The sequence below is a fragment of the Shewanella sp. Shew256 genome, from assembly GCF_002196695.1.
Taxonomy (GTDB): Bacteria; Pseudomonadota; Gammaproteobacteria; order Enterobacterales; family Shewanellaceae; genus Shewanella; species Shewanella mangrovisoli.
The window spans coordinates 536,138-555,523 of sequence record NZ_NAJR01000002.1 but is presented as its reverse complement, the minus strand read 5'-3'; the positions used below and the strand labels follow the sequence as shown (position 1 = coordinate 555,523).

Genomic DNA, 19,386 nt, shown 5'->3' with positions numbered 1-19,386 from the left:
ATGATTCATCATGTTATAAATGTGATTCACCAGCAGACGACAACAAGAATAAAACAAGGCTACTGACAACATCATGTCAGTAGCCTTTGAGTGAAGCTGATTTTATTGAGTGCGCTAAAAGCGCTTATTTAGGTAGGCTCGCCTGATGGGCAGAAATAAACGCCTCCATCGCCTGAGTTGCCCGAGCCTGGGCGCTGGCTAAGGTGTCTTGCGCCGTCATAGGCTCGACCACCTCGTAATAACACTTGATTTTAGGCTCAGTGCCCGACGGCCGTACTATCACCCGCGCGCCATTGGCTAAGCGGTAGGTTAATACATCACTGGCGGGCAGATTGATTTTCTCAACCTTGCCATCGGCAAAGCGGCGCTCTAACGCCTTGAGATCATCGGTCGACACCACGGCATGTTCACCAATTGCCAGCGGCGGATGTTCACGCAGATAGGCGCCGATATTGGGAGTGTCGGGTTTTAAGGCAATGCTAACTTGAGCATTGAGATGGAAACCCTGCTCGCGGTATATCTGCTCGAGTCTATCCCAAATGCTTTGCCCTTTGGCGGCAAGCTCGGCGGTTAATTGGGCGAAGGCGACTAAGGCCGATAGGCCGTCCTTATCCCACACCATGTTACCGACGGTGTAACCCAGCGCCTCTTCGTAGGCAAACAGGAATTGATTATCAGGCTGACTCTGCGCAATCCCCACATTCATCAACCATTTAAAACCAGTGAGCGTGGTATAACTTTCAACCCCAAAGCCCTTGGCGATTTTAGATAATAGACTGGAGGACACAATAGTCGTGCCCACCAGTCGTTGGTCTTTCGCGGCATGGCTTAACAGATAATGGCCAAAGAGCACACCCACTTGGTCGCCCGTTAGCATTTGATACTCGCCATCATCCTTACGTACAGCAACCGCGAATCTGTCGGCATCGGGGTCATTGGCACAAGCTAGCATAGCACCATGCTTTTTCGCTTCGGCGATGACTAAGTCCATCGCACCTTTTTCTTCCGGATTCGGGAAATTAACCGTTGGGAAATCCCCATCGGGTTCGCGCTGCGCCGCCACCGAATACACTTGGGTAAAACCTGCGTCTTTAAGCACGGTTTCAGCCATTTCTGCGCCCACTCCGTGCATCGCGGTATAGGCAAGACTGACTTTTTCGGGCGCGGTGTTATTTTGCAGCACATTGGCGTGCATCACGCCGCGGCGATAGGTTTCGTAATAATCGTCCTGCAACCAGATAAGCTTGCCCTGTTTGGTCCCCTCCACCTGATCCATAAACGGAATTGCTTGAGTTGCCGCCAGCTCAATTTGAGCGGCGATACCTGAGTCATGGGGCGGGATAATCTGCGCGCCGTTTTCCCAATACACTTTGTAGCCATTGTATTGTGGCGGGTTATGGCTGGCGGTCACCACAATACCGGCGGCGGCATTAAAATGCTTAACGCCAAAGGCCACCAGCGGCGTTGGTGCCACTTTGGCGGTGAGGCGCACTTTAATCCCCATCGCGGTGAGCACACTGGCGGTATCATGGGCGAAAGTGCGTGAATCGTGGCGGCCATCGTAACCAATCACGACTCCGCGCTCGGCGGCATCTTTAATTTGTTCAAGTAGATAGGCACCAAGCCCTGCAGACGTTTGGCGGATAACCAAGCGATTCATGCCCATAGGACCTGCGCCCACCACACCGCGTAATCCGGCGGTTCCAAATTCTAAACGTCCCGCGAAACGTGCCTCGAGTTCGGCGTCATTTCCGGCATCGATTAAGGCTTGCAGTTGTGCCTGAGTGCGGGGATCTGGGTCATTTTCGAGCCAATGCTTAACCTGTAATTGCAAATGGGTATTCATAGGGGGCCTCAGTGAAAATCATTTTCAATCACCTTAGGAAAATCCATGTCGAAGAACAAGCGAATTTGCACTTTTCACGGCGGATTTAAGTGTAAAGAGGGAGAGTGTAACGAACTTAGTAGACGGGAAGTCACGCAAAGATGCGATTTATTAACCCTGTTAATCCTTATGTAACAGGGGCTGTCGAACTTGCGCAGCAGCGCGCTGTGGTGCGTCGAAAGCACTCACCACCTCAAGCAAAATTGCACTGATAAATGCCACGAATTGCCGTCTTAACGCAGTAAATTAATCGACACTACGTTAGAGAACAGCTCCTTTTCAGAGTCCTGCTCCAATTGATTGCGCCAAGGTTTATCGAAAACCCGCACAAGATAATAAGTATCGCGCCCCGTGTCTGTTACAAAGGCGATGCCATAACGCATCAACTCGTAGTGAATATCATGCACAAACACCAATGAAAAATTTTGGCGTCCGGTCAGCTGATTAATATCTTCTCGAGTTAAACTCACGCCCTTTTCGACACCCTCGAAGCGTTTCTTTAGCCAATGAGCAAATTCCTTCGCACTCACCATAGACATGATCTTTCTCCTCGTACGAACCTCGGCATTAACGGCCTGGCTCGCTGTCATTTGTTCGATTATTTGTAATGATGGCGTGGCGTAATGGTCAACATCTCAGAATGAACCAAACTGTCGCCCCATTCCGGCAGATAATGAGCTAAGCCACAAAGTTGATGGTGCTAATAATTTATTGTTATTATTGCAAAATTGATGAAAACAGACTCTTTATATTTGGCTCAGTGCGCTGTTAGGCGAACGATTACTCAGGTAGAAAGAAAGCCCGAGCCAAACGTCTGTCTATACGAAAAATAGAACAGTTTGCGCACTTTTACCAAACCTAAAAACCGCAAATAGAAATTATTTCATCGGCCGATAAACTAGGCAATTCACAACCATTCTTTGGGATGACCGAATAAAAACTGGCGCACTATGGCGCCAGTTTTAGATAGAAAAACATTAACTTACTTCTGCTCGCGCGTCTTCCACAGGGAGAATAATACCCCCGCCAGCAAGAGGCCGAAAGTGACGCCAAGGGATAAGGCCGTTGGGATTTTAAAGTCCACAATGCCTTCGTGATTAAAGTACACCAGTCCGACTTTTACGCCGATAAACACTAACACGACCGATAGCGCATACTTGAGGTACTCGAAACGATGCACCATGGCCGCGAGGGCGAAATACAATGCCCGCAGACCTAAAATAGCAAAGATATTAGAGGTATAGACGATAAAAGGATCTTGGGTAATCGCAAAAATCGCCGGGATACTGTCCACCGCAAACACCAGATCAGCGGTTTCGACTAAGATCAACGCCAAGAACAAGGGCGTTGCCCACCAGCCTTTGCTGAGTTGATGCTCCTCTCCCCTTACCCAAAACTTCTCTTGATGAAGGCTTGGCGTAAAACGCATTTTAGAGCGTAACCACTTGTAAAACTTATTATCTTGGATATCACCATGCTCATCATCGGAAAAGAGCATCTTAATGCCAGTGAAAATCAAGAACAGGCCGAATAACACCAACACGCCTTGGTACTGCGCTACCAGCGCCGCGCCTAAGCCAATCATAATGGCACGTAGCACGATAACGCCCATGATCCCCCAGAATAACACTCGGTGTTGATACAAACGGGGAATACCTAAGCTACTGAAAATAAGCGCGATAACGAAGACGTTATCCATAGATAAAGACTTTTCAATAAGGTAACCCGTGAGGTATTCCATCCCCGCGGTCGAGCCCTTATACCACCATAACCAAGCGCCGAACAACAGACCCATACAAATGTAAAAGGCCGATAATTTAAGGCTCTCTGCCACGGTAATTTCGTGCTGCTCTTTGTGTAGCACACCTAAGTCGAAGGCTAACAATGCCAACACAAAGCCAAAAAACATTAACCAAACCCATATCGGGTAACCCACAAATAACGTGGTTAAAAACTCCATAACACTCCCTAAAACCTAAAAAAATACCGAGTTTTCTCGGCTCCATCGCCACATTCGATCTTAGTACTTGGCGATACCAAAAACAGTGAAACAGGGTAAAAACCTTAAAATGTCAGATTAAAATTTGTTTAAATCCATACTTATCAGCCAAAAAAACTCGTTACACGAACCCTTATCATCAGAGTATTTATGGTACTTAGTTCAGATTTAAGCCTAGCCCTAACACTCACGGGATCACGGAGTAAAATAATCGCGTGAGCTCATCACTCATCACGCCTCAGCACCAATCGACAGTATTTTTCGCTAAGACGATAAAAAGCGAGCTGTTTCAGCGCACTGTGTACCACTTGAGCATTAAGCGAAAATGAAAAAGTTCGCGGACAAGCATGGCCGTTTCAAATAGTGTAAATGGCAAGTGTGACCGCTCACCACAAAGGATAAAAAGGAGATTCGATGGGAAGTGAAAAACTACTCACGCCCGAGCAGACGGCGGGCGACTAATACCACAAGATGCAGTAACAACAGGCCACTAAAGGCTAAGCAGAAAAACAGTAAGGCGATGGAGTTGACCTCTCGAGGAGCGTCACTGTAGAGATACCACCACAAAGGCCAATCGATAAGCGACAGCAGCGTCAACTGCCACATGCAGCGTTTACAGCGACCTATTTTTTGCCTAAAAATTGACGTTTTACATTCACCACAACTCATAATATTCCCTAACTATAGAGTGAATTCCTGTAATGCAACTGAAAAAGTAAATATACACAAAACACTTATCAAATACACATTGCATGTATCATCTCAAACAATGATACAGTAGAAATATTTTGAAAGAGGTAAATAGTCATTGATTAATAATCAAACGACACTAAATAACTGACCATATATGTTTAGAATAATCGTTTGCTGCACTCGTGCTGTTTCTAAGAGTAGTACTGAGTTCAAATCCTAGTCTGAGCCTTGCCACGTCTGACTCTGCCACCAAATTGTGGTAACGCTTGACACTGCAAGATTTTCGGCATGATATATCGCACAATTAGGAGCAGTTATTATCTGAATTCTGAGTTTAACTTTTCTAACACTGAACCATACCAAAATTTTCCCAACAAAACATAAAACTATGTACAATTAAGCAGAAAAATAGTATAAAAATTTATCAAATATGCCTACCTTACAAATTCACTAAAATAGGGAAACTTAATGAATTTTTCAAATGACATAATTCTTACTATAGATTTAATATTTATCGAAGCTAAATTAGATAACGAATCTTTTTCATACTTGAGCACGTTAAAATCGGCTTATGAACAGATTGATGAGTACAATAAAGAACAAGTGATACAACACTATCTTACAAATCAACCACCGATAGACAACTTAAATTCCTTGTACTTCTTTTTATTTGACTTAACAAAAAACTCTAGATTTTTAGAAAAAATTATCAATTCATGCCCACCAAACATGTCACCTCAAAGCTTTTACGAGATATATTGGAATATTGGAAATCGTTTATTTACAAACTCAACCCCGGTTAATACAACATCATTAAGAAATATCTTTAAAAATTTATCTAATGACATGAATAATTGGTTAAAACTATATAAATATAAAAACAAAAAAAATGTTAATCAGGTTAAAAACATTGTCATATTAAGTCCACAAATTCTTGGGATGAGACATTCCCCAACCAGAGAATCTTTCAACATTGCATGCCACTTAGAAACTTATCATAATTGTAATGTAACAATCATTAATTCAAATGGATTCAACTATCACAATACTCTTGGATTAATAAATCCTACAGGATTTAATGTCAATAAAGATTTAAATGGAACATCTGAGCTAAATATTAACTATATGCAATTTAAAGATAAGAAAATTAAAATAGTATCTATTGAGAAACAGATGATGTCATCAAGAAAGGTATTAGATATTTTAGACATTCTTAAATCATTAGATACAGATGCAGTTATTTCACATGGTGAAAATCTTTTAGTTCAGGAGGCTATATTTGGAATTTACCCATCGATATTTGCAACCACTGGTGGTGTAGTCCCATTTGCACACTGCGATAGCTATTTTGTTCCTGGGAGCCTTTTCGATGATAACCATAGAGAGCTAGCATCTAAATATGAACATAATGACTTTATGCTCGAGAATATGTTGGTCACTCCAGAGGGAAAGGCTGACATTCCCGCCTCAAAAGAAAAATTGGGTCTGGATAATAATTCTTTCATTTATTTAGTAGTAAGCACTAGGATGGATAGAGAAGTAACCCCTGAGTTTATCGAAATTTGCAACGGTCTTATTAAAAGCAACGAAAATGCACATATTATTTTCTCTGGTACAGACAGTTTTAGTCTTTCAAGTAATTTTGACGCTGAATTAATTGATAGAAAAAAAGTGATAAACATTGGATTTCAAGATGACTTAGCATCTGTTTGTTTGATGGCTGATGTTTATTTGAATCCTAAAAGAATTGGTGGAGGCACAAGCTCTCAAACAGCAATAATAAATGGCTTACCCGTAGTGACATTAAACTATGGGCATATAAGTAACATAGTCCCAGAGGAACGTAGATTTAGCAATTGGAAAGAATATATGCAGTATGCACTTGAACTACAGAATGATAATTTCTTACAATCTGAAACTAATTTATTCTCCTCTCATTTCCATACAAACATGAATAGTCAATTACAAATTGAAAAAATATATAACAAACTGTGTGACATTGCGATAAGAAAATACTCTTAGTCAGTAAATGGAATGCGTTTAATCAATCAAATTTAAACGCATTCATTTTTACATTTCTATTTAATAATCAAACATCTATAACGAAGCTTTTAATCGACATATACCTTGGTCTATTGTCACCAGTGTACGATAACCTAAATCTCGTTTTGCCGCGCTGATATCGAAATAATGGCTACAGGAAAGCTGTTTAGCGACAAAGCGCGTCATGATCGGCTCTTCTTGCTTATTCAGCAATCGATACGCCGTTTCTAACACAGCGCCCACCACATAGGCTAGGGTCTGTGGCACGCGCGCGGTCACAGGCGGCAACCCATCACAGGCTAGGATGAGGTTCAGCATCTTGGCCATAGTCACTGGCTCGTCGTTACTGACAAAATAGGCTTTCCCTTGGCACTTAGGCGAGACTTGGCAAAGCTCCACGGCCGCCAGAATATGGGCATAGGCGGCGTTATCGATATAAATGGTATCGACCAGTTTATCCTCGCGCCCCACCAGCTTGAGCTTACCTAAACGACCGCGGGCGAGCACCCGAGGCACCAGATGCGGATCATTGGGCCCCCAAATCAAATGCGGCCGCAGGGCGACGGTCTTTAACGCATACGCCGACGCGGTTATCGAGGCTTGATTGGCATCGAGCATCATCTTCTCGGCAATCGCCTTGGAATGGGCATAATAATTTAAAAAGCGGCTGGCGTAGGGCGTCGACTCATCGATTCCCGATTCATCCTCGCCCGCAAAGGTCACGCTTGGGGTACTGGTATAGACTAGCTTATTGATTTTTAGTGCTTTACAAGCAGCAATCACATTAGCGGCGCCCTTCACATTCGGGCAAAAATAACTGTCTCTGTCGCCCCATACACCCGCTTTTGAGGCCACATGGAACACGATATCGCAGCCCTGCATAGCCTGTTTGACTTGCTCAGGATTGGCTAAATCCCCCTGTACCATAGTCACACCAAGGGCTTCAAGCTCAGGATAATGGCCACGGGCAAACCCAGTAACTTTAATCCCAGCCGCGACCAAACGTAGGCAAATGGCCTTACCCAAAAATCCGCCCGCGCCGGTCACAAAGGCATGGTTGACCTTAGCCGCCAAGGCATGAAGCGCGGCTTGCTCACGCGGGTCAAAGCCTGCTTGAGCGAGGTTATCGCCACGGCCAGTTTGTGTCGCATCGGCTTGAAGAACAGCAGGATTGTCAGTCATATCGCATTCCGTGACAGTGAGTGTCATCTTAGTATTCAATTCAGTGATTAAGTGCAACAAGGCACCACTCGCGGCAAAACGTGCCACGAACAAACGGTCGAAAGTTCGACCCTATTTAAGTTAAAAATGAGCTAAATTGAAATCAGCCTTTGGTTTGCGATTGCGCCCAAACGGCTAATTTTTCTCTAAATATTTTTGCATTGTGGCGCACATCCACGGGGAAATCGGGATGAATGAGAAAACGTCGAATCCCCTGAGTTTGGCTATACTGCTCGGCAATCGCCATCAACTCTTGATAGAGCTGCGCGCTCTTATTGCACACCAAGGATTGGTCAAGCTCGATACAGATGAGTGGTTCAATCTCACTCACGCCACCTTGGCCCTTCACTTTGATCCCCACTAATGCCGAACGTTTCACATTCGGATGGGTATTAAAAATACGCTCACTCGGAATGGAATAGTAACGTTTAATACACCGCCCGCCTTGGGTGGCATCCACTCTATGAGCTTTGCGGCCACACATCCACAACCGGCCACTGTCGTCCAGATAGCCAAGATCGCCCATGCGATGCCTGAAGGTTTGCTGCTCGCAATCCCATATTTTAGCCGCCGTCGTTGCCTTTTCGCGGCGATAATAGGACTGGCTCACCATAGGGCCTGTTACCACTATTTCGCCAATTTCCCCCGCGTTAAGACGCAGGCCATTATCCCACTCAGGAATATCAGCTTCAGTGATGGCGATAATCTCGATACTGACACCATCGATGGCGCGGCCGACACAAATCCCACCGCCATTGTCCGTGGTTTGAGTCGTGGTAAATAGCTCATCGCTGGCGATCATGCTGATAGGTAAGGATTCGGTGGCGCCGTAGGAATTGAGTACAGGCACGCCGTCACTGAGCATTTTGCTAAAACGGGCAATCGAGGCAATGGTCGCGGGCGCGCCTGCGGAAATCACGCGTTTCACACTGCTGAGTTTATGCTGCTTTTTCGATTCGGTTTGCTCACCGGCGCGGCCTAGACGCTCAAGCAAGGCCGGATTAACAAAAATATTGCTGCATTGGTATTTCTCAATGGCGGCAAATAAAAATTCAGGATTGGCCGTAATCGGTTTGCTGGCATCCATCTCAGGTACAATCGATGCCATACCGAGCGCCGGACCAAAGAGGGAGAATAGCGGGAATGTCGCCAAATCACGCTCGCCGTGTGCAATGCCATAATCCTGCTTTAGCGCCTGAATTTGCGCCTCAAACATGCCGTGACTATAGACAACGCCTTTTGGCGTCCCCGTGCTGCCACTGGTAAACAGAATCGCCGCCATCTCATCATGCTCTAACAGCGCCATCGGATACTCAGCCTGTTCCGGCAACTTAGCTGTAGACGACTTAGCTGTTGATAAGAGTATCGACGCTAAACTTGGCGCGCCCGTGAGTAAGCGCGATAGTGTGCCTGCAAGCCCGCTGGGATTGCCATCCACATTGATAAGATGCTGCACGCTGCCCTTACCCCAGCCTAATAAGCGTCTGGCGATATGGGCTTTAGGAATACCGATAAAGGCATCGGGCGCGGCTTCAATAAAACATTGCTTAAGGTTTTTAATCCCCATGCCCGGGTCAACCAGCACGGGAATAATCCCCGCCTTGAACAAGGCGAAAGTTAACGCAAAAAAATCCAGACTCGGGGTGACCATCAGCACCGCCTTCATCCCCCGCGTCAGCCCATGGGCATTGAGCGCGAAGGCGATGGCATCGCTTTGTTTATCGAGGCTAATAAAGTCGAGTTCTTGGTAAGTCAGATTGGCAAGGGATTTGCCCTTGCCCTGTTGCACCGCAACCGCGAGATGATGGGGTATGTGATGGGCGGCCTGCTTTAAATGCCGACAAATATTGGCATCGCTTGCTTGCTCGACGCTAGATGTCCCATGACCGAGCTGCGCATCCTCCACCCTAGCCATTAATGTGCGGCCTGTGGCGCTTGAATTTCTGCCTCAGGCTCTGTGACCTGTTCCATTTCAACGGACTGCACTTCAGGCTCTGGCGTTTGCGCCTCAGCCATAAAGTGTTTGATATGGGTAATCACCTCGTCGCTCGCATCTTCGAGGATATAGTGACCACAATCGGCAAATTCATGCACCTGTGCATGGGACATATGTTCGCGCCATTTGGCTAAAAAGTGCTTATCGAACACAAAGTCCTGTAAACCCCAGCAAATCAGTGTCGGCACCTTGGCAAACTTTGGCAGACTGGCGGCAATATCCGACACCAGCTGATAGTTTCTGTCACCCGGTTTTAGCGGAATATCCTGCACAAAGCGCAGGGTCGAAATGCGATTTGCCCATGAGTTAAACGGCGCAACATAGGCCTCGCGGATGTACTTGGACATCGGCTGACGCTTTACCCCAACGTAGGATGCAATCGATGAAAAGGCATTAAAACCACGCACTAATACAGTGCCGAGCAGCGTATTGCGGCAGATCCACAGCGCTAGCGGTAAAGGCTTAGTATCGGGTAAATGAAAGGCGCCGGTATTTAAAATCACCAGACGTTTAATGCGCTCAGGGTAACGCGCCGCATAGCCCATGCCAATCATGCCGCCCCAGTCGTGGACGACTAAGGTAATGTTTTCGTTTACCTTTAGGCTATCGAGCAGCGCCTCTAAATCATCAATGCGACTCTTAAGGGTGTAGTCGTAACCGCTGTCATCCGGCTTATCCGACAGGCCACAACCAATATGGTCGGGCACGATACACTGGTGAGTATCCTTAAGGGCGCTCACGAGATTACGGTAATAAAAACTCCAACTTGGATTACCGTGCACCATGACCACAGGCTCACCTTGGCCTTCATTGATGTAATGCAGCTTGTTGCCATTACGGCTAAGAAAATGACGTTTAAACGGCAACAGAGTGTCTAACATGACGCTTCCTATCTTTTGTTCTAATTGTTTTTGTATTGGTAGCCTGTGCAGGTAAATTCGGCTTTACCTCTGCTCATCGCTAATGCCCATCGCTAAACCAATAAGCATAAAAATGCCCTAGCAAACCTTGCGCTCAAGCGTCGGCTAAGGCAGATAACAATCTTGGAAAACTACCACTTAATACCCAGCATCATGCAGTTCAAACCACTGCCGATACCTAAAAAGCTCACCTGATCCCCCGGGCGTAAAAAGCCTTGATCGTGTGCCATGGCCGCAGTGACGGGTAAAGAGACAGTGCCCATATTGCCAAGCAGTTGATATGTAGGGAATTCTTTTTCAGGCGGAATATTTAACGCACTCAAGACCTGTTTACGGTTTGAAGCGCCAACCTGATGACAGATCACTTTATCGACCTGCTCGACCAACCAATTCCGCTGCGCGAGGAAATGCTCCCACGTGTGTTTTGCCAGCTCGACCCCTTCTTTGAGCAAGGTCACCGCATCGGTACGCATAAACTCACGGTAAATATTGTGCCCCACTTCCTGCAAGCCCCACTGACACAGTTGATGGTGCTGTGGCGCTGATAAATGGGAGGCACCAAGCAGCTGATGCTTACGCACATTCGTCAGCGGCAAACTGCCATCGGTCAGGATCACCGCCACCGCGCCAGAGCCGCCGGTTAAGGTCGCCAGCGACTGCGCAAAATTCTGCATGGTCGGATCGGCCAGCATATTATCAATGGTCACATCGACAATATCCCGCGCCGATTCGCAGGACACCACCATGCCTGCCTTAATTTGGCCAAGCTCGATACGGTTAGCAATGTCTAAAATGCCCGATAACACCCCAAGACAGGCATTGCTGATATCGTAAATCGCCGTGTCCTTCGACACACCTAATGCCGCCGCAATCCGGCAAGCGGTGGCGGGTTCGTGTTGGTCACGGCAAACGCCGGTATACACCACAGCGCCCAGTTCGGCGACTTCTATTCCCGTTTCTGCAATTGCCTTGTGCGCCGCTTTAATCGCTCCATCGGATAATTGATGCCCTTTAGGCCACCAACGGCGTTCGGTAATGCCCGTTAACGCCGCAAGTTGCCCCATAGGAATGCGAAATTTTTGATATAGAGGCGCAAGGCGAGATTCTAGCTCGCTACTGGAAACCACGACAGGTGCCAGTTCATAGGCAAGGCTATTAATAAATACGCGGGAATATTTCATGAAACTGTTTTATTCGCTCACTAAGATCACTGATCTTTTAGGTCAGTTTTTAGTTGTTATTTGTCATTAAGGCGACATTTGAACAAGAAAAGCCCGATGATTCAATAAAAAACCATCTTTCGTCTTAGACTTGTCTCACAGAGCTTATCAGCCCTTGTGCAGATCATGCCGCCTATCCGTTAATTCAAAATGAACTAATAAAGAAATACTTCATAAAAAACAGGCAAGTATGGCCTCATCATTCAAATTATTTTTCAATCGCTCGATTTTTGCGCCAAAATCAGCGCATTTCGCGGCGTCACGCTGGTTGCACAAAATTCCCTCAGGGTTACCCGATAACCACTTTCCAGCAAAAAACAGCAGCGATCGAGAATTAACCACAGCTCCAGCGCACGGCGGAATAAATGCGCGGCCAAATCGATGCGCCGGGTTAACCTTTGTCGCTGTTTGCCTATCTCAAGCCAAGCGTCAAAATCACAATCTGCGGCTAAGGTAACCGTCTTTTGCGCCGCCGCCCAATGGCAAAACTCGGCAAACTCGCCGCTCAGCTGGCTTTGCTTTATGGCGGGCAAGGGTAAATAAGCATCTATGCCACGGCAACTTCGCTGCAGCGCATCAAACCCCAGCCGCCAAGCAATTTCCTGATGCCGCAGCGCCTGTTGTTTCGGATTTGCGATTACGCTCTGTTGTAAAGGCAATTGCAAGTCATGGCGACTTAAACACAGCGCGCTGTCTTTAGCGAGTGTTGATAAGCCTTGATATTGATTAGCTTGAATTAAATGGTAGCAGCAAGGTGAAATCGCCAGTGCCTGTGTGCCCGCCGCTGCCGCCAATTGCAATAAACGCACATGCAAATCGCCACAGGCATGCAGCGCCACCGCCTGTTGCTGAGCGCAAAAAGGATTGGTTTGATGAGCGGAATTTTCGCTAGTTTTATCGTTGATAGCGAAAGCATCGGCGCAAACAAAGCGCTGTGATAAATGCCATTTATCGGCAAAGGCTTGGCCCTCTTCACAGAGCATCGCCTGCCACTCGAGGCTTAACACATCCACACCACGTGCCTTGGCAATCAAACGGCCCAAGTGCCCTTTGCCCGCACACCACTCGAGCACGGGTAATCCCGCATCGGGCAAATGCTGCACAAAGGCAGTGATCTGCTCCCACTTACGGCCTTTTATATGGGCGCTAAAGTGAGCCAACTCGGTAAGATCAATACGAGGTGAAGTAGCAGTTTCAATATCATCAGAGCTGATGTCAGAGCTAATATCAAAGCCTATATCTGAATCAATATCTGAGCCCTGCGAAAGTTCGGCAAAGGAGGATAGAAGTAAAGACAGATCCCAGTCTAAACCTAACGCGGCAAGATCCTGCTTAAGTGCAGGAGATAAGGCATCGACTAACGCCGATTGCTCGGCATCCAAAGTATCGAGCACGGCATCATCAAGCGCCCAAAGGGTGGTTGCAAGCCTTGGGAATTGCGCCGCCCAAGGCAGTGCTTTTGCCTCAAAGGCGCGCACTTGCCACAGGGCGCGGCTCTGCTCAAGTAACTTATCCAACTGGATAAAGTGCGCCTTGAGCCAATCCTGACTGTCGGATATATCCCCTGCCTGCTTATGATTATCGAGCTTAATTGCCATGCTGAATTTGCTTTACTCTGATGTGTTCCATTTGACTATTTTATTGGGCTTAGCCGTCAGTTTGAAAACAGTGCCGTCATTAAGCCTTTACGAATATCAAGGTGCATTTTACTTAATATCGCTGCCCAAATAGCGGCTAAAGCTGCTAGTATCGCCACAATTTTTGTCAGCCTGCTTTACTCGCTGGCATGCATGGGAGATACGCCTTAACGCAGCAACAGTTAACGCTGCGGCCTCACCCATTGAACCCGATGACGAAAACCTGTTAAGAGGAAAAGTATGCTCTCCCCCTGCGTTGCCCGCTGCGGCTTAAATGATGAAGATTATTGCATGGGCTGTTTTCGCCATATCGATGAGATTGTCGCTTGGCGCGATGCCAGCGATGCAGAACACGCCGCGATTATCGCGCAACTTCCCGCCCGCAAAGCCCATTTCGAAGGCGACGAAAATCAACAGGTGCTAAGCCGCGCTAAATGGCTGGAAGCCGAGGCACGACTTGCAAAAAAAGCCTGAAAATTTCAGGCTTTTTACTTTTATCGCTACTTTTTCATCATCGCCTTTAAATCGGCAAAGGGATTATAGGTCGCCGCCGCTTGCTTGGTTTCGGTGGTGCTACCGTAGCGGATCAGTTCTTCGAAGCGTGAATGTTCATTATCGTGGCAGTAGAGGCACAATAATTCCCAATTAGAACCATCGGATGGGTTGTTATCGTGGTTGTGATCTCTGTGGTGAACCGTCAACTCGCTTAAGTTTTTTGAGGTAAATTCGCGGGTACAGCGGCCACAGATCCAAGGATACAATTTGAGCGCTTGCTCGCGGTAACCGCCCTCACGTTTCGCACGGTATTCCCGCTCTTGGGCTAAGACTTGATCTAACTTACTCTGGCCTGGATTTGCTGACATGCTTACACCTAACTGATAACCCCTAAAAAAGTGCCCCAAGGATAATCCGAGTTATTCCTTGGGGCAATATTTCTAACACGCGAAGCGTTTAGGCGACATGTCCTTGGTCGGCATTGGACAAGTGCAAATAGTGCAGGTATTTCTCGTATTGGGTGACCACATCCGCCAATAGCTGCTCTTCGGTATAGCCCATCACATCATAGTGCTGGCCGCCCTGCTCTAAGTACACTTCGGCGCGATAATACCAATTATTGCCCTGCTCTAACTCTTCACCGACGGGATTGACGATTTCAAAGCAGCGCATCCGCACACCATATACGAAGGGTTGATAGGCTTCGTTGCTGATCACCAATCGCACTTTGCCGTCGAGATACTCAAGATCCGCCGTCAGGCCCTTGCTCATAAATTGCTGGCACACCTTAGATAACGCCGGTGTCGCCACATTATTGAGGAAGATACGCGCCTCATCTTCGGTGGGATGCGACACTAAGACTTCAATACGATCCTCCCAGCTGATATTGGTCTTAGCGTATTGCACACTGGTGGTATGGAGCTGCACGCTGTTGATCTTAAGCCAATCGTCTTTCAGCGCCTTGTATAGCCCTAAACACATCAGCAGCATCACGCATAAAAATGGCATCGCACTGGCAATAGCAGCGGTTTGCAGTGCCTGTAAACCGCCCGCGATGAGTAGCACCGAGGCCACCACGCCCTGCAGCAATGCCCAAAACACCCGTTGCCAGACAGGCGCATTGTTATCGCCCCCCGAGGTCAGGTTGTCGATTACTAAGGATCCCGAGTCAGATGAGGTCACAAAAAAAGTCACCACTAAACAAATCCCAATGCCCGACAGGAGATGCGGGAAAGGCATATGTTCAAAAAACACAAACAAAGCTACGGGCACATTGGTATTCACCGCTTCGCTTAGGTAGGTCGCGCCTTGATTCATAATGGCGTCGATGGCCGAGTTACCAAATACCGTCATCCACAAAAAGGTCAGCGCCGAAGGCACAAATAAAATGCCGACTAAAAACTCACGTATAGTACGGCCGCGACTCACGCGCGCAATAAAGGTGCCGACAAAAGGTGACCACGAAATCCACCAGCCCCAGTAGAGTAGCGTCCAACCGCCAAGCCAGTCTTCCTTATGCTGATAGGCATACAAATTAAAGGTTTTATTAACGATATCACTGAGATAACTACCGGTATTTTGCACAAAGGCCTGCAGCAACATCACGGTTGGGCCAAGAATTAACACAATCAGCAACAGGATAAGGGCCAAGCCTAAGTTAAGCTCACTTAAGCGCTTCACCCCTTTATCGAGCCCCGAAAATACCGACAGAGTGGCGAGTAAGGTAATGCCAATAATCAGTGACACTTGCACCGTGGTGTTATTAGGCAATTGCTCGAATAAATAGCTTAGTCCCGAGTTAACCTGCAATACCCCAAAGCCTAGGGAAGTCGCGACCCCAAACATTGTCCCCAATACCGCAAAGGTATCGACGCAGTGGCCAATCGGGCCATGGATACGCTCACCAATTAAGGGATAGAGTGCGCTGCGGGGTAACAAGGGCAACTTATGCCGATAGGCAAAATAGGCCAAACTCAGGGCAACCACCCCGTAAATCGCCCACGCATGTATGCCCCAATGGAAAAAGGTAATCTTCATGGCTTCTTTGGCGGCGGCCAAGGTCTCAGGCGTTGCATCTGGCGGCGCTAAGTAATGCATCACGGGTTCGGCGACGCCGAAGAACATCAATCCAATCCCCATCCCCGCCGAAAACAGCATGGCAATCCAGCTCTTATAGCTATAATCGGGCACAGCATGATCGGGGCCGAGCTTAATGTCACCAAAGCGACTGACCATGACAAAGATGATAAAAATCAGAAAAATCGCCACACCAAGGATATATAACCAGCCCGCTTTAGCTTCTAGCCACGACTGCATGGATTTGAAAAAGTGATTGGCCTCAGTCGGCCAAATGGCGCAGATCATCACCATGAAGGTGATAAAAAAGACCGACGAATAAAAAACCGGTGGATTTATACTCGACTTTATAGACATAAAACTCCCTTGTATCAGGCAATTCCTATTGAAATCCCTTCAATTTTGAAGAGATAGCACAATAATAGATAACTCTTGCCTCAGCAGTATGTGATCAGGATGAAATATGCACAAATAATCCATGACAAGGACTCGCGGACAGCAATGCCTTGTGATGTCATACTCATGTTGGAACACTTCCTCACCTTAGCCTGTTTGCCCGGCGCTTTTACGCAATAGCAAAGTCAGTAACCATTTGCTCGATAAACAGCGACACCGCTGTTGTGCAATGCCCTTTAAAAACCAGCCGCCCTGTCAAAGGCAGCGAGCTGCGAGCATCGACACCATGCGACCGAATCGCAGGGTTCAACCTCTATGGCGACATAATGCATGTAAGCGGTTCGATATTAATGATATCGAGGATAAGGAATGCAAAGCGCGATTAGCTAATAACGGTTAACCAGTAGCAAATAACCAGTAATAAATAACGACTCGGCCTTGCTTAAGCCCTACTGAGGCGCCTTCGAACAGAAACCACATGCTGTCGAGAACTGACTCAATAGAGACACAGATAATGCTAAACAGCAGTCACGGAATTAGCATAAAAAATGGCGACCTATTAAGTCGCCATCGGATTGTATCACAAAAATGTATCTATTTGACGCAAAAAACTAACTCAAAAATCAAAGCCAACTTATTCGGCTTTAGTTTTTACCGTTGCCGCGCCCGGAGTTTGCGAAATCCCCGCGGTTAAATTGAAGCGCATCGCCTCTTCAAAAGACCAATCCACTAAAATCAAATCTTCACGTTTGACTAGGCTAGTGACCCCCGCCATTTGGTAACTGAGTTGGAATAACACAGGCACCCAATCCCCTTCGGGTAAGGCATCGAGCAATGGTTGCGGCGGTGTATCCGTCATAATAAAACCCACCACAAACCCGCCATTGGCCTGTTTAACCAACACGGTTTGCTGAGTATTGGGTTTACCCTCACGGTTCATTAAGGAAGCGATATCACGAATACTGCCATAAACAGATTTAAACAGCGGAAAACGCATTAGCTGACGTTCAATCCAGCCATAGAGCCACACAATAGGGCTCACCGAAAACAACAGGCCCACCGCAAACACTATGGCCACGACTAAGATAAAGCCCGCGCCGACAAAATGTTGGTTAATCCCTACCAACTCTAAAATAAAAATCCCTAAACCATCTAACGATACAAACAATGACCAAAACAACCACAGGCTTAACGCCATCGGCAGCAGGTTCATCAAACCACGGGCTAAGGTTTTCTTCATTACAATCTCATCAAATCCAATAGGATAAAAAAAGGCATAAATTATTTACGCTAAAAAGCGCGTTAAATGCTACCACAGAGTCACTTTTGCACCAGCACTTGATGTAAGGTAAGGCGCAGAGAAAACCAATAACAAACCGCTACGGCATCGAGGGAAAGAATATGCGCGTGACCCGACTAGACCATTTAGTGTTAACCGTGAAAGATATCGAGGCCAGCGTCGACTTTTATCAACGCGTGTTAGGGATGAAAAAGTCCGTATTTGGCCAGGGCCGAATCGCCTTAAGTTTTGGCGATCAAAAAATCAATCTGCACCAAGCAGGCGCCGAATTTGAACCTAAGGCAAACCTTGCCACGCCCGGCAGCGCCGATCTCTGCTTTGTGGTCAGCCACAATATCGAAGAAGTGATCAACCACTTAAACAGCCTTGAAGTTGCGATTATTGAAGGCCCAGTACTGCGCACCGGCGCCACAGGCCGCATCAACTCAGTCTATATCCGCGACCCCGATTTGAATCTATTGGAATTATCCGAATATCTGCCCGCCTGCGCGTTATAACCCCAACGCGCTCAAATGTCGGTGTACCTTGGCAGGCAGGATAAAGCGAGCTCTACTTATGAGCCCTACTTAAAGTGCAATTTTACAAACTCGATAAACAACCGTACCCGCATGGGGAGGTGGTCGCGGTCCCGATATAACATGGATAAAGTACGGGCTTTGCTACTCCAATCAGGTAGGACATGATTCACTTCCCCCTGCGCTATCATAGGTAGCGCAAAATAATCCGGCACGTACCCGATACCTATTCCTGTTTTGATGGCGTGGGTTAGTAGCATCAGTTCATCTACCTCCAGCCTGACGCCCTTGTTCGGGTGATAATCAAACTCTTCGCCAGTCGTTTTATGCACCAATTGCCAAGGTATCATAGGGCGGCAAATGATGGTTGGGTGACCGCATAACTTATCTGGCGTAGTGATGCTCGAAATGTCGTAGTCAGGATGAGAGCACAAAATAAAGTGAATATGCTTTAACGGTCTGGCAATCCAATTTTCAACTACAGGATTGCCCACTCTAAACGCCACATCCATGCCTTCCGCTTCAATATCAATAAGCGAGTTTGAAAAGCTCAAATCCAACTGAATATCGGGATATTGCAGCAAAAAATCATAAAAAATCGACCGCAGGAAATGAGTGCCAGAATTGATCGGCGCGGAAATACGGATTTTCCCCTGTGGCTGGTACTTATCCCGATGCAAGTCCTCGTCAATATTATTGAGTTCATCAAACAGGGCTACTGAGCGCTCAAAATACTGCTCACCAATACTGGTTAAGATAACGCGGTGAGCGTCTCGATTGAGCAATCTTAATTGCAAATCGGTCTCTAGCTGGCGGATACGGCGACTCAAAGTGGAGAGCGGCATACCTAAGGATTGGGCGGCCTCCTTAAAGCTTCCTGAGCGTGCCACAGCACAAAAACAGCGCAGATCGTCCAACGAATAGTTAGGTTTCATTATTGGCATTTACCGTCTTACTTTTGCTTGTTTATCCAATTATTGAAATCAATAC

General features: G+C 46.9%; 16 protein-coding genes. 3 read left to right on the top strand and 13 right to left on the bottom strand.

Annotated features, from left to right (window positions below; genetic code table 11):
• Positions 1-124: 124 nt before the first annotated feature.
• The 4 genes from B5P39_RS05230 to B5P39_RS05215 all read right to left on the bottom strand — a co-directional run bounded on the left by B5P39_RS05230 (position 125) and on the right by B5P39_RS05215 (position 4,553).
• Positions 125-1,846 carry a phospho-sugar mutase gene (locus B5P39_RS05230; protein WP_088210710.1) on the bottom strand — a complete coding sequence of 574 codons (1,722 nt, stop codon included), beginning with the start codon at positions 1,844-1,846 and terminating at the stop codon, positions 125-127.
• Positions 1,847-2,118: 272 nt separating this feature from the next.
• Positions 2,119-2,424, bottom strand: coding sequence for a hypothetical protein (locus tag B5P39_RS05225; protein ID WP_088210709.1), 306 nt, complete (start codon positions 2,422-2,424; stop codon positions 2,119-2,121).
• A 443-nt stretch (positions 2,425-2,867) separates the two neighbouring features.
• Entirely contained in the window at positions 2,868-3,845 is a 978-nt protein-coding gene (locus tag B5P39_RS05220) for a TerC family protein (RefSeq protein ID WP_011717593.1), read from the bottom strand.
• A gap of 468 nt (positions 3,846-4,313) precedes the next feature.
• On the bottom strand, positions 4,314-4,553 hold the full coding sequence (locus B5P39_RS05215) for a DUF3624 domain-containing protein (RefSeq protein WP_088210708.1): 240 nt from the start codon (positions 4,551-4,553) through the stop codon (positions 4,314-4,316).
• 492 nt (positions 4,554-5,045) lie between these two features.
• Between B5P39_RS05215 and B5P39_RS05210 the strand changes: the two genes are divergently transcribed.
• Positions 5,046-6,599: a glycosyltransferase family 1 protein gene (locus tag B5P39_RS05210; protein WP_088210707.1), complete on the top strand. Its 1,554-nt coding sequence runs from the start codon at positions 5,046-5,048 to the stop codon at positions 6,597-6,599.
• 75 nt (positions 6,600-6,674) lie between these two features.
• On the opposite strand, the gene oleD is transcribed toward B5P39_RS05210, so the two are convergent.
• The 5 genes from oleD to B5P39_RS05185 all read right to left on the bottom strand — a co-directional run bounded on the left by oleD (position 6,675) and on the right by B5P39_RS05185 (position 13,575).
• On the bottom strand, positions 6,675-7,802 hold the full coding sequence (gene oleD / locus B5P39_RS05205) for a 2-alkyl-3-oxoalkanoate reductase (RefSeq protein ID WP_088210781.1): 1,128 nt from the start codon (positions 7,800-7,802) through the stop codon (positions 6,675-6,677).
• 142 nt (positions 7,803-7,944) lie between these two features.
• The gene (gene oleC / locus B5P39_RS05200) at positions 7,945-9,756 is read right to left on the bottom strand and encodes an olefin beta-lactone synthetase (RefSeq protein WP_088210706.1); all 1,812 of its coding nucleotides are present in this window, start codon (positions 9,754-9,756) and stop codon (positions 7,945-7,947) included.
• Positions 9,756-10,718 carry an alpha/beta fold hydrolase gene (locus B5P39_RS05195; protein WP_088210705.1) on the bottom strand — a complete coding sequence of 321 codons (963 nt, stop codon included), beginning with the start codon at positions 10,716-10,718 and terminating at the stop codon, positions 9,756-9,758. The genes oleC and B5P39_RS05195 overlap by 1 nt, the downstream gene beginning before the upstream one ends.
• A 170-nt stretch (positions 10,719-10,888) precedes the next feature.
• Complete coding sequence (locus B5P39_RS05190) at positions 10,889-11,938, bottom strand: 3-oxoacyl-ACP synthase III (protein WP_011717598.1); 1,050 nt, start codon at positions 11,936-11,938, stop codon at positions 10,889-10,891.
• A 254-nt stretch (positions 11,939-12,192) separates the two neighbouring features.
• Positions 12,193-13,575, bottom strand: coding sequence for a methyltransferase (locus tag B5P39_RS05185; protein ID WP_088210704.1), 1,383 nt, complete (start codon positions 13,573-13,575; stop codon positions 12,193-12,195).
• A 279-nt stretch (positions 13,576-13,854) separates the two neighbouring features.
• Between B5P39_RS05185 and B5P39_RS05180 the strand changes: the two genes are divergently transcribed.
• Positions 13,855-14,088 (top strand): DUF1289 domain-containing protein, encoded by a 234-nt coding sequence (locus B5P39_RS05180; protein ID WP_011717600.1) that lies wholly within the window; start codon positions 13,855-13,857, stop codon positions 14,086-14,088.
• A 26-nt stretch (positions 14,089-14,114) separates the two neighbouring features.
• On the opposite strand, the gene B5P39_RS05175 is transcribed toward B5P39_RS05180, so the two are convergent.
• The 3 genes from B5P39_RS05175 to B5P39_RS05165 all read right to left on the bottom strand — a co-directional run bounded on the left by B5P39_RS05175 (position 14,115) and on the right by B5P39_RS05165 (position 17,821).
• Positions 14,115-14,477, bottom strand: coding sequence for a YajD family HNH nuclease (locus B5P39_RS05175; RefSeq protein WP_011717601.1), 363 nt, complete (start codon positions 14,475-14,477; stop codon positions 14,115-14,117).
• Between the two features lie 88 nt (positions 14,478-14,565).
• Positions 14,566-16,542, bottom strand: coding sequence for a BCCT family transporter (locus B5P39_RS05170; RefSeq protein ID WP_088210703.1), 1,977 nt, complete (start codon positions 16,540-16,542; stop codon positions 14,566-14,568).
• 673 nt (positions 16,543-17,215) lie between these two features.
• A complete protein-coding gene (locus B5P39_RS05165; protein ID WP_011717603.1) occupies positions 17,216-17,821 on the bottom strand; it encodes a DUF502 domain-containing protein in 606 nt (201 codons plus the stop codon).
• A gap of 161 nt (positions 17,822-17,982) precedes the next feature.
• Between B5P39_RS05165 and B5P39_RS05160 the strand changes: the two genes are divergently transcribed.
• Complete coding sequence (locus tag B5P39_RS05160; RefSeq protein ID WP_088210702.1) at positions 17,983-18,378, top strand: VOC family protein; 396 nt, start codon at positions 17,983-17,985, stop codon at positions 18,376-18,378.
• A 65-nt stretch (positions 18,379-18,443) separates the two neighbouring features.
• Here B5P39_RS05160 and B5P39_RS05155 read toward each other — a convergent pair whose 3' ends face one another.
• Entirely contained in the window at positions 18,444-19,340 is an 897-nt protein-coding gene (locus B5P39_RS05155; RefSeq protein WP_232015303.1) for a LysR family transcriptional regulator, read from the bottom strand.
• Positions 19,341-19,386 lie beyond the last annotated feature (46 nt).

What these genes read in the sequence shown, in the direction of transcription:
- B5P39_RS05230 (WP_088210710.1), bottom strand. Translation starts at nt 1,846, where the DNA reads ATGAATACCCATTTGCAATTACAGGTTAAGCATTGGCTCGAAAATGAC.
- B5P39_RS05225 (WP_088210709.1), bottom strand. Translation starts at nt 2,424, where the DNA reads ATGTCTATGGTGAGTGCGAAGGAATTTGCTCATTGGCTAAAGAAACGC.
- B5P39_RS05220 (WP_011717593.1), bottom strand. Translation starts at nt 3,845, where the DNA reads ATGGAGTTTTTAACCACGTTATTTGTGGGTTACCCGATATGGGTTTGG.
- B5P39_RS05215 (WP_088210708.1), bottom strand. Translation starts at nt 4,553, where the DNA reads ATGAGTTGTGGTGAATGTAAAACGTCAATTTTTAGGCAAAAAATAGGT.
- B5P39_RS05210 (WP_088210707.1), top strand. Translation starts at nt 5,046, where the DNA reads ATGAATTTTTCAAATGACATAATTCTTACTATAGATTTAATATTTATC.
- oleD (WP_088210781.1), bottom strand. Translation starts at nt 7,802, where the DNA reads ATGACTGACAATCCTGCTGTTCTTCAAGCCGATGCGACACAAACTGGC.
- oleC (WP_088210706.1), bottom strand. Translation starts at nt 9,756, where the DNA reads ATGGCTAGGGTGGAGGATGCGCAGCTCGGTCATGGGACATCTAGCGTC.
- B5P39_RS05195 (WP_088210705.1), bottom strand. Translation starts at nt 10,718, where the DNA reads ATGTTAGACACTCTGTTGCCGTTTAAACGTCATTTTCTTAGCCGTAAT.
- B5P39_RS05190 (WP_011717598.1), bottom strand. Translation starts at nt 11,938, where the DNA reads ATGAAATATTCCCGCGTATTTATTAATAGCCTTGCCTATGAACTGGCA.
- B5P39_RS05185 (WP_088210704.1), bottom strand. Translation starts at nt 13,575, where the DNA reads ATGGCAATTAAGCTCGATAATCATAAGCAGGCAGGGGATATATCCGAC.
- B5P39_RS05180 (WP_011717600.1), top strand. Translation starts at nt 13,855, where the DNA reads ATGCTCTCCCCCTGCGTTGCCCGCTGCGGCTTAAATGATGAAGATTAT.
- B5P39_RS05175 (WP_011717601.1), bottom strand. Translation starts at nt 14,477, where the DNA reads ATGTCAGCAAATCCAGGCCAGAGTAAGTTAGATCAAGTCTTAGCCCAA.
- B5P39_RS05170 (WP_088210703.1), bottom strand. Translation starts at nt 16,542, where the DNA reads ATGTCTATAAAGTCGAGTATAAATCCACCGGTTTTTTATTCGTCGGTC.
- B5P39_RS05165 (WP_011717603.1), bottom strand. Translation starts at nt 17,821, where the DNA reads ATGAAGAAAACCTTAGCCCGTGGTTTGATGAACCTGCTGCCGATGGCG.
- B5P39_RS05160 (WP_088210702.1), top strand. Translation starts at nt 17,983, where the DNA reads ATGCGCGTGACCCGACTAGACCATTTAGTGTTAACCGTGAAAGATATC.
- B5P39_RS05155 (WP_232015303.1), bottom strand. Translation starts at nt 19,340, where the DNA reads ATGCCAATAATGAAACCTAACTATTCGTTGGACGATCTGCGCTGTTTT.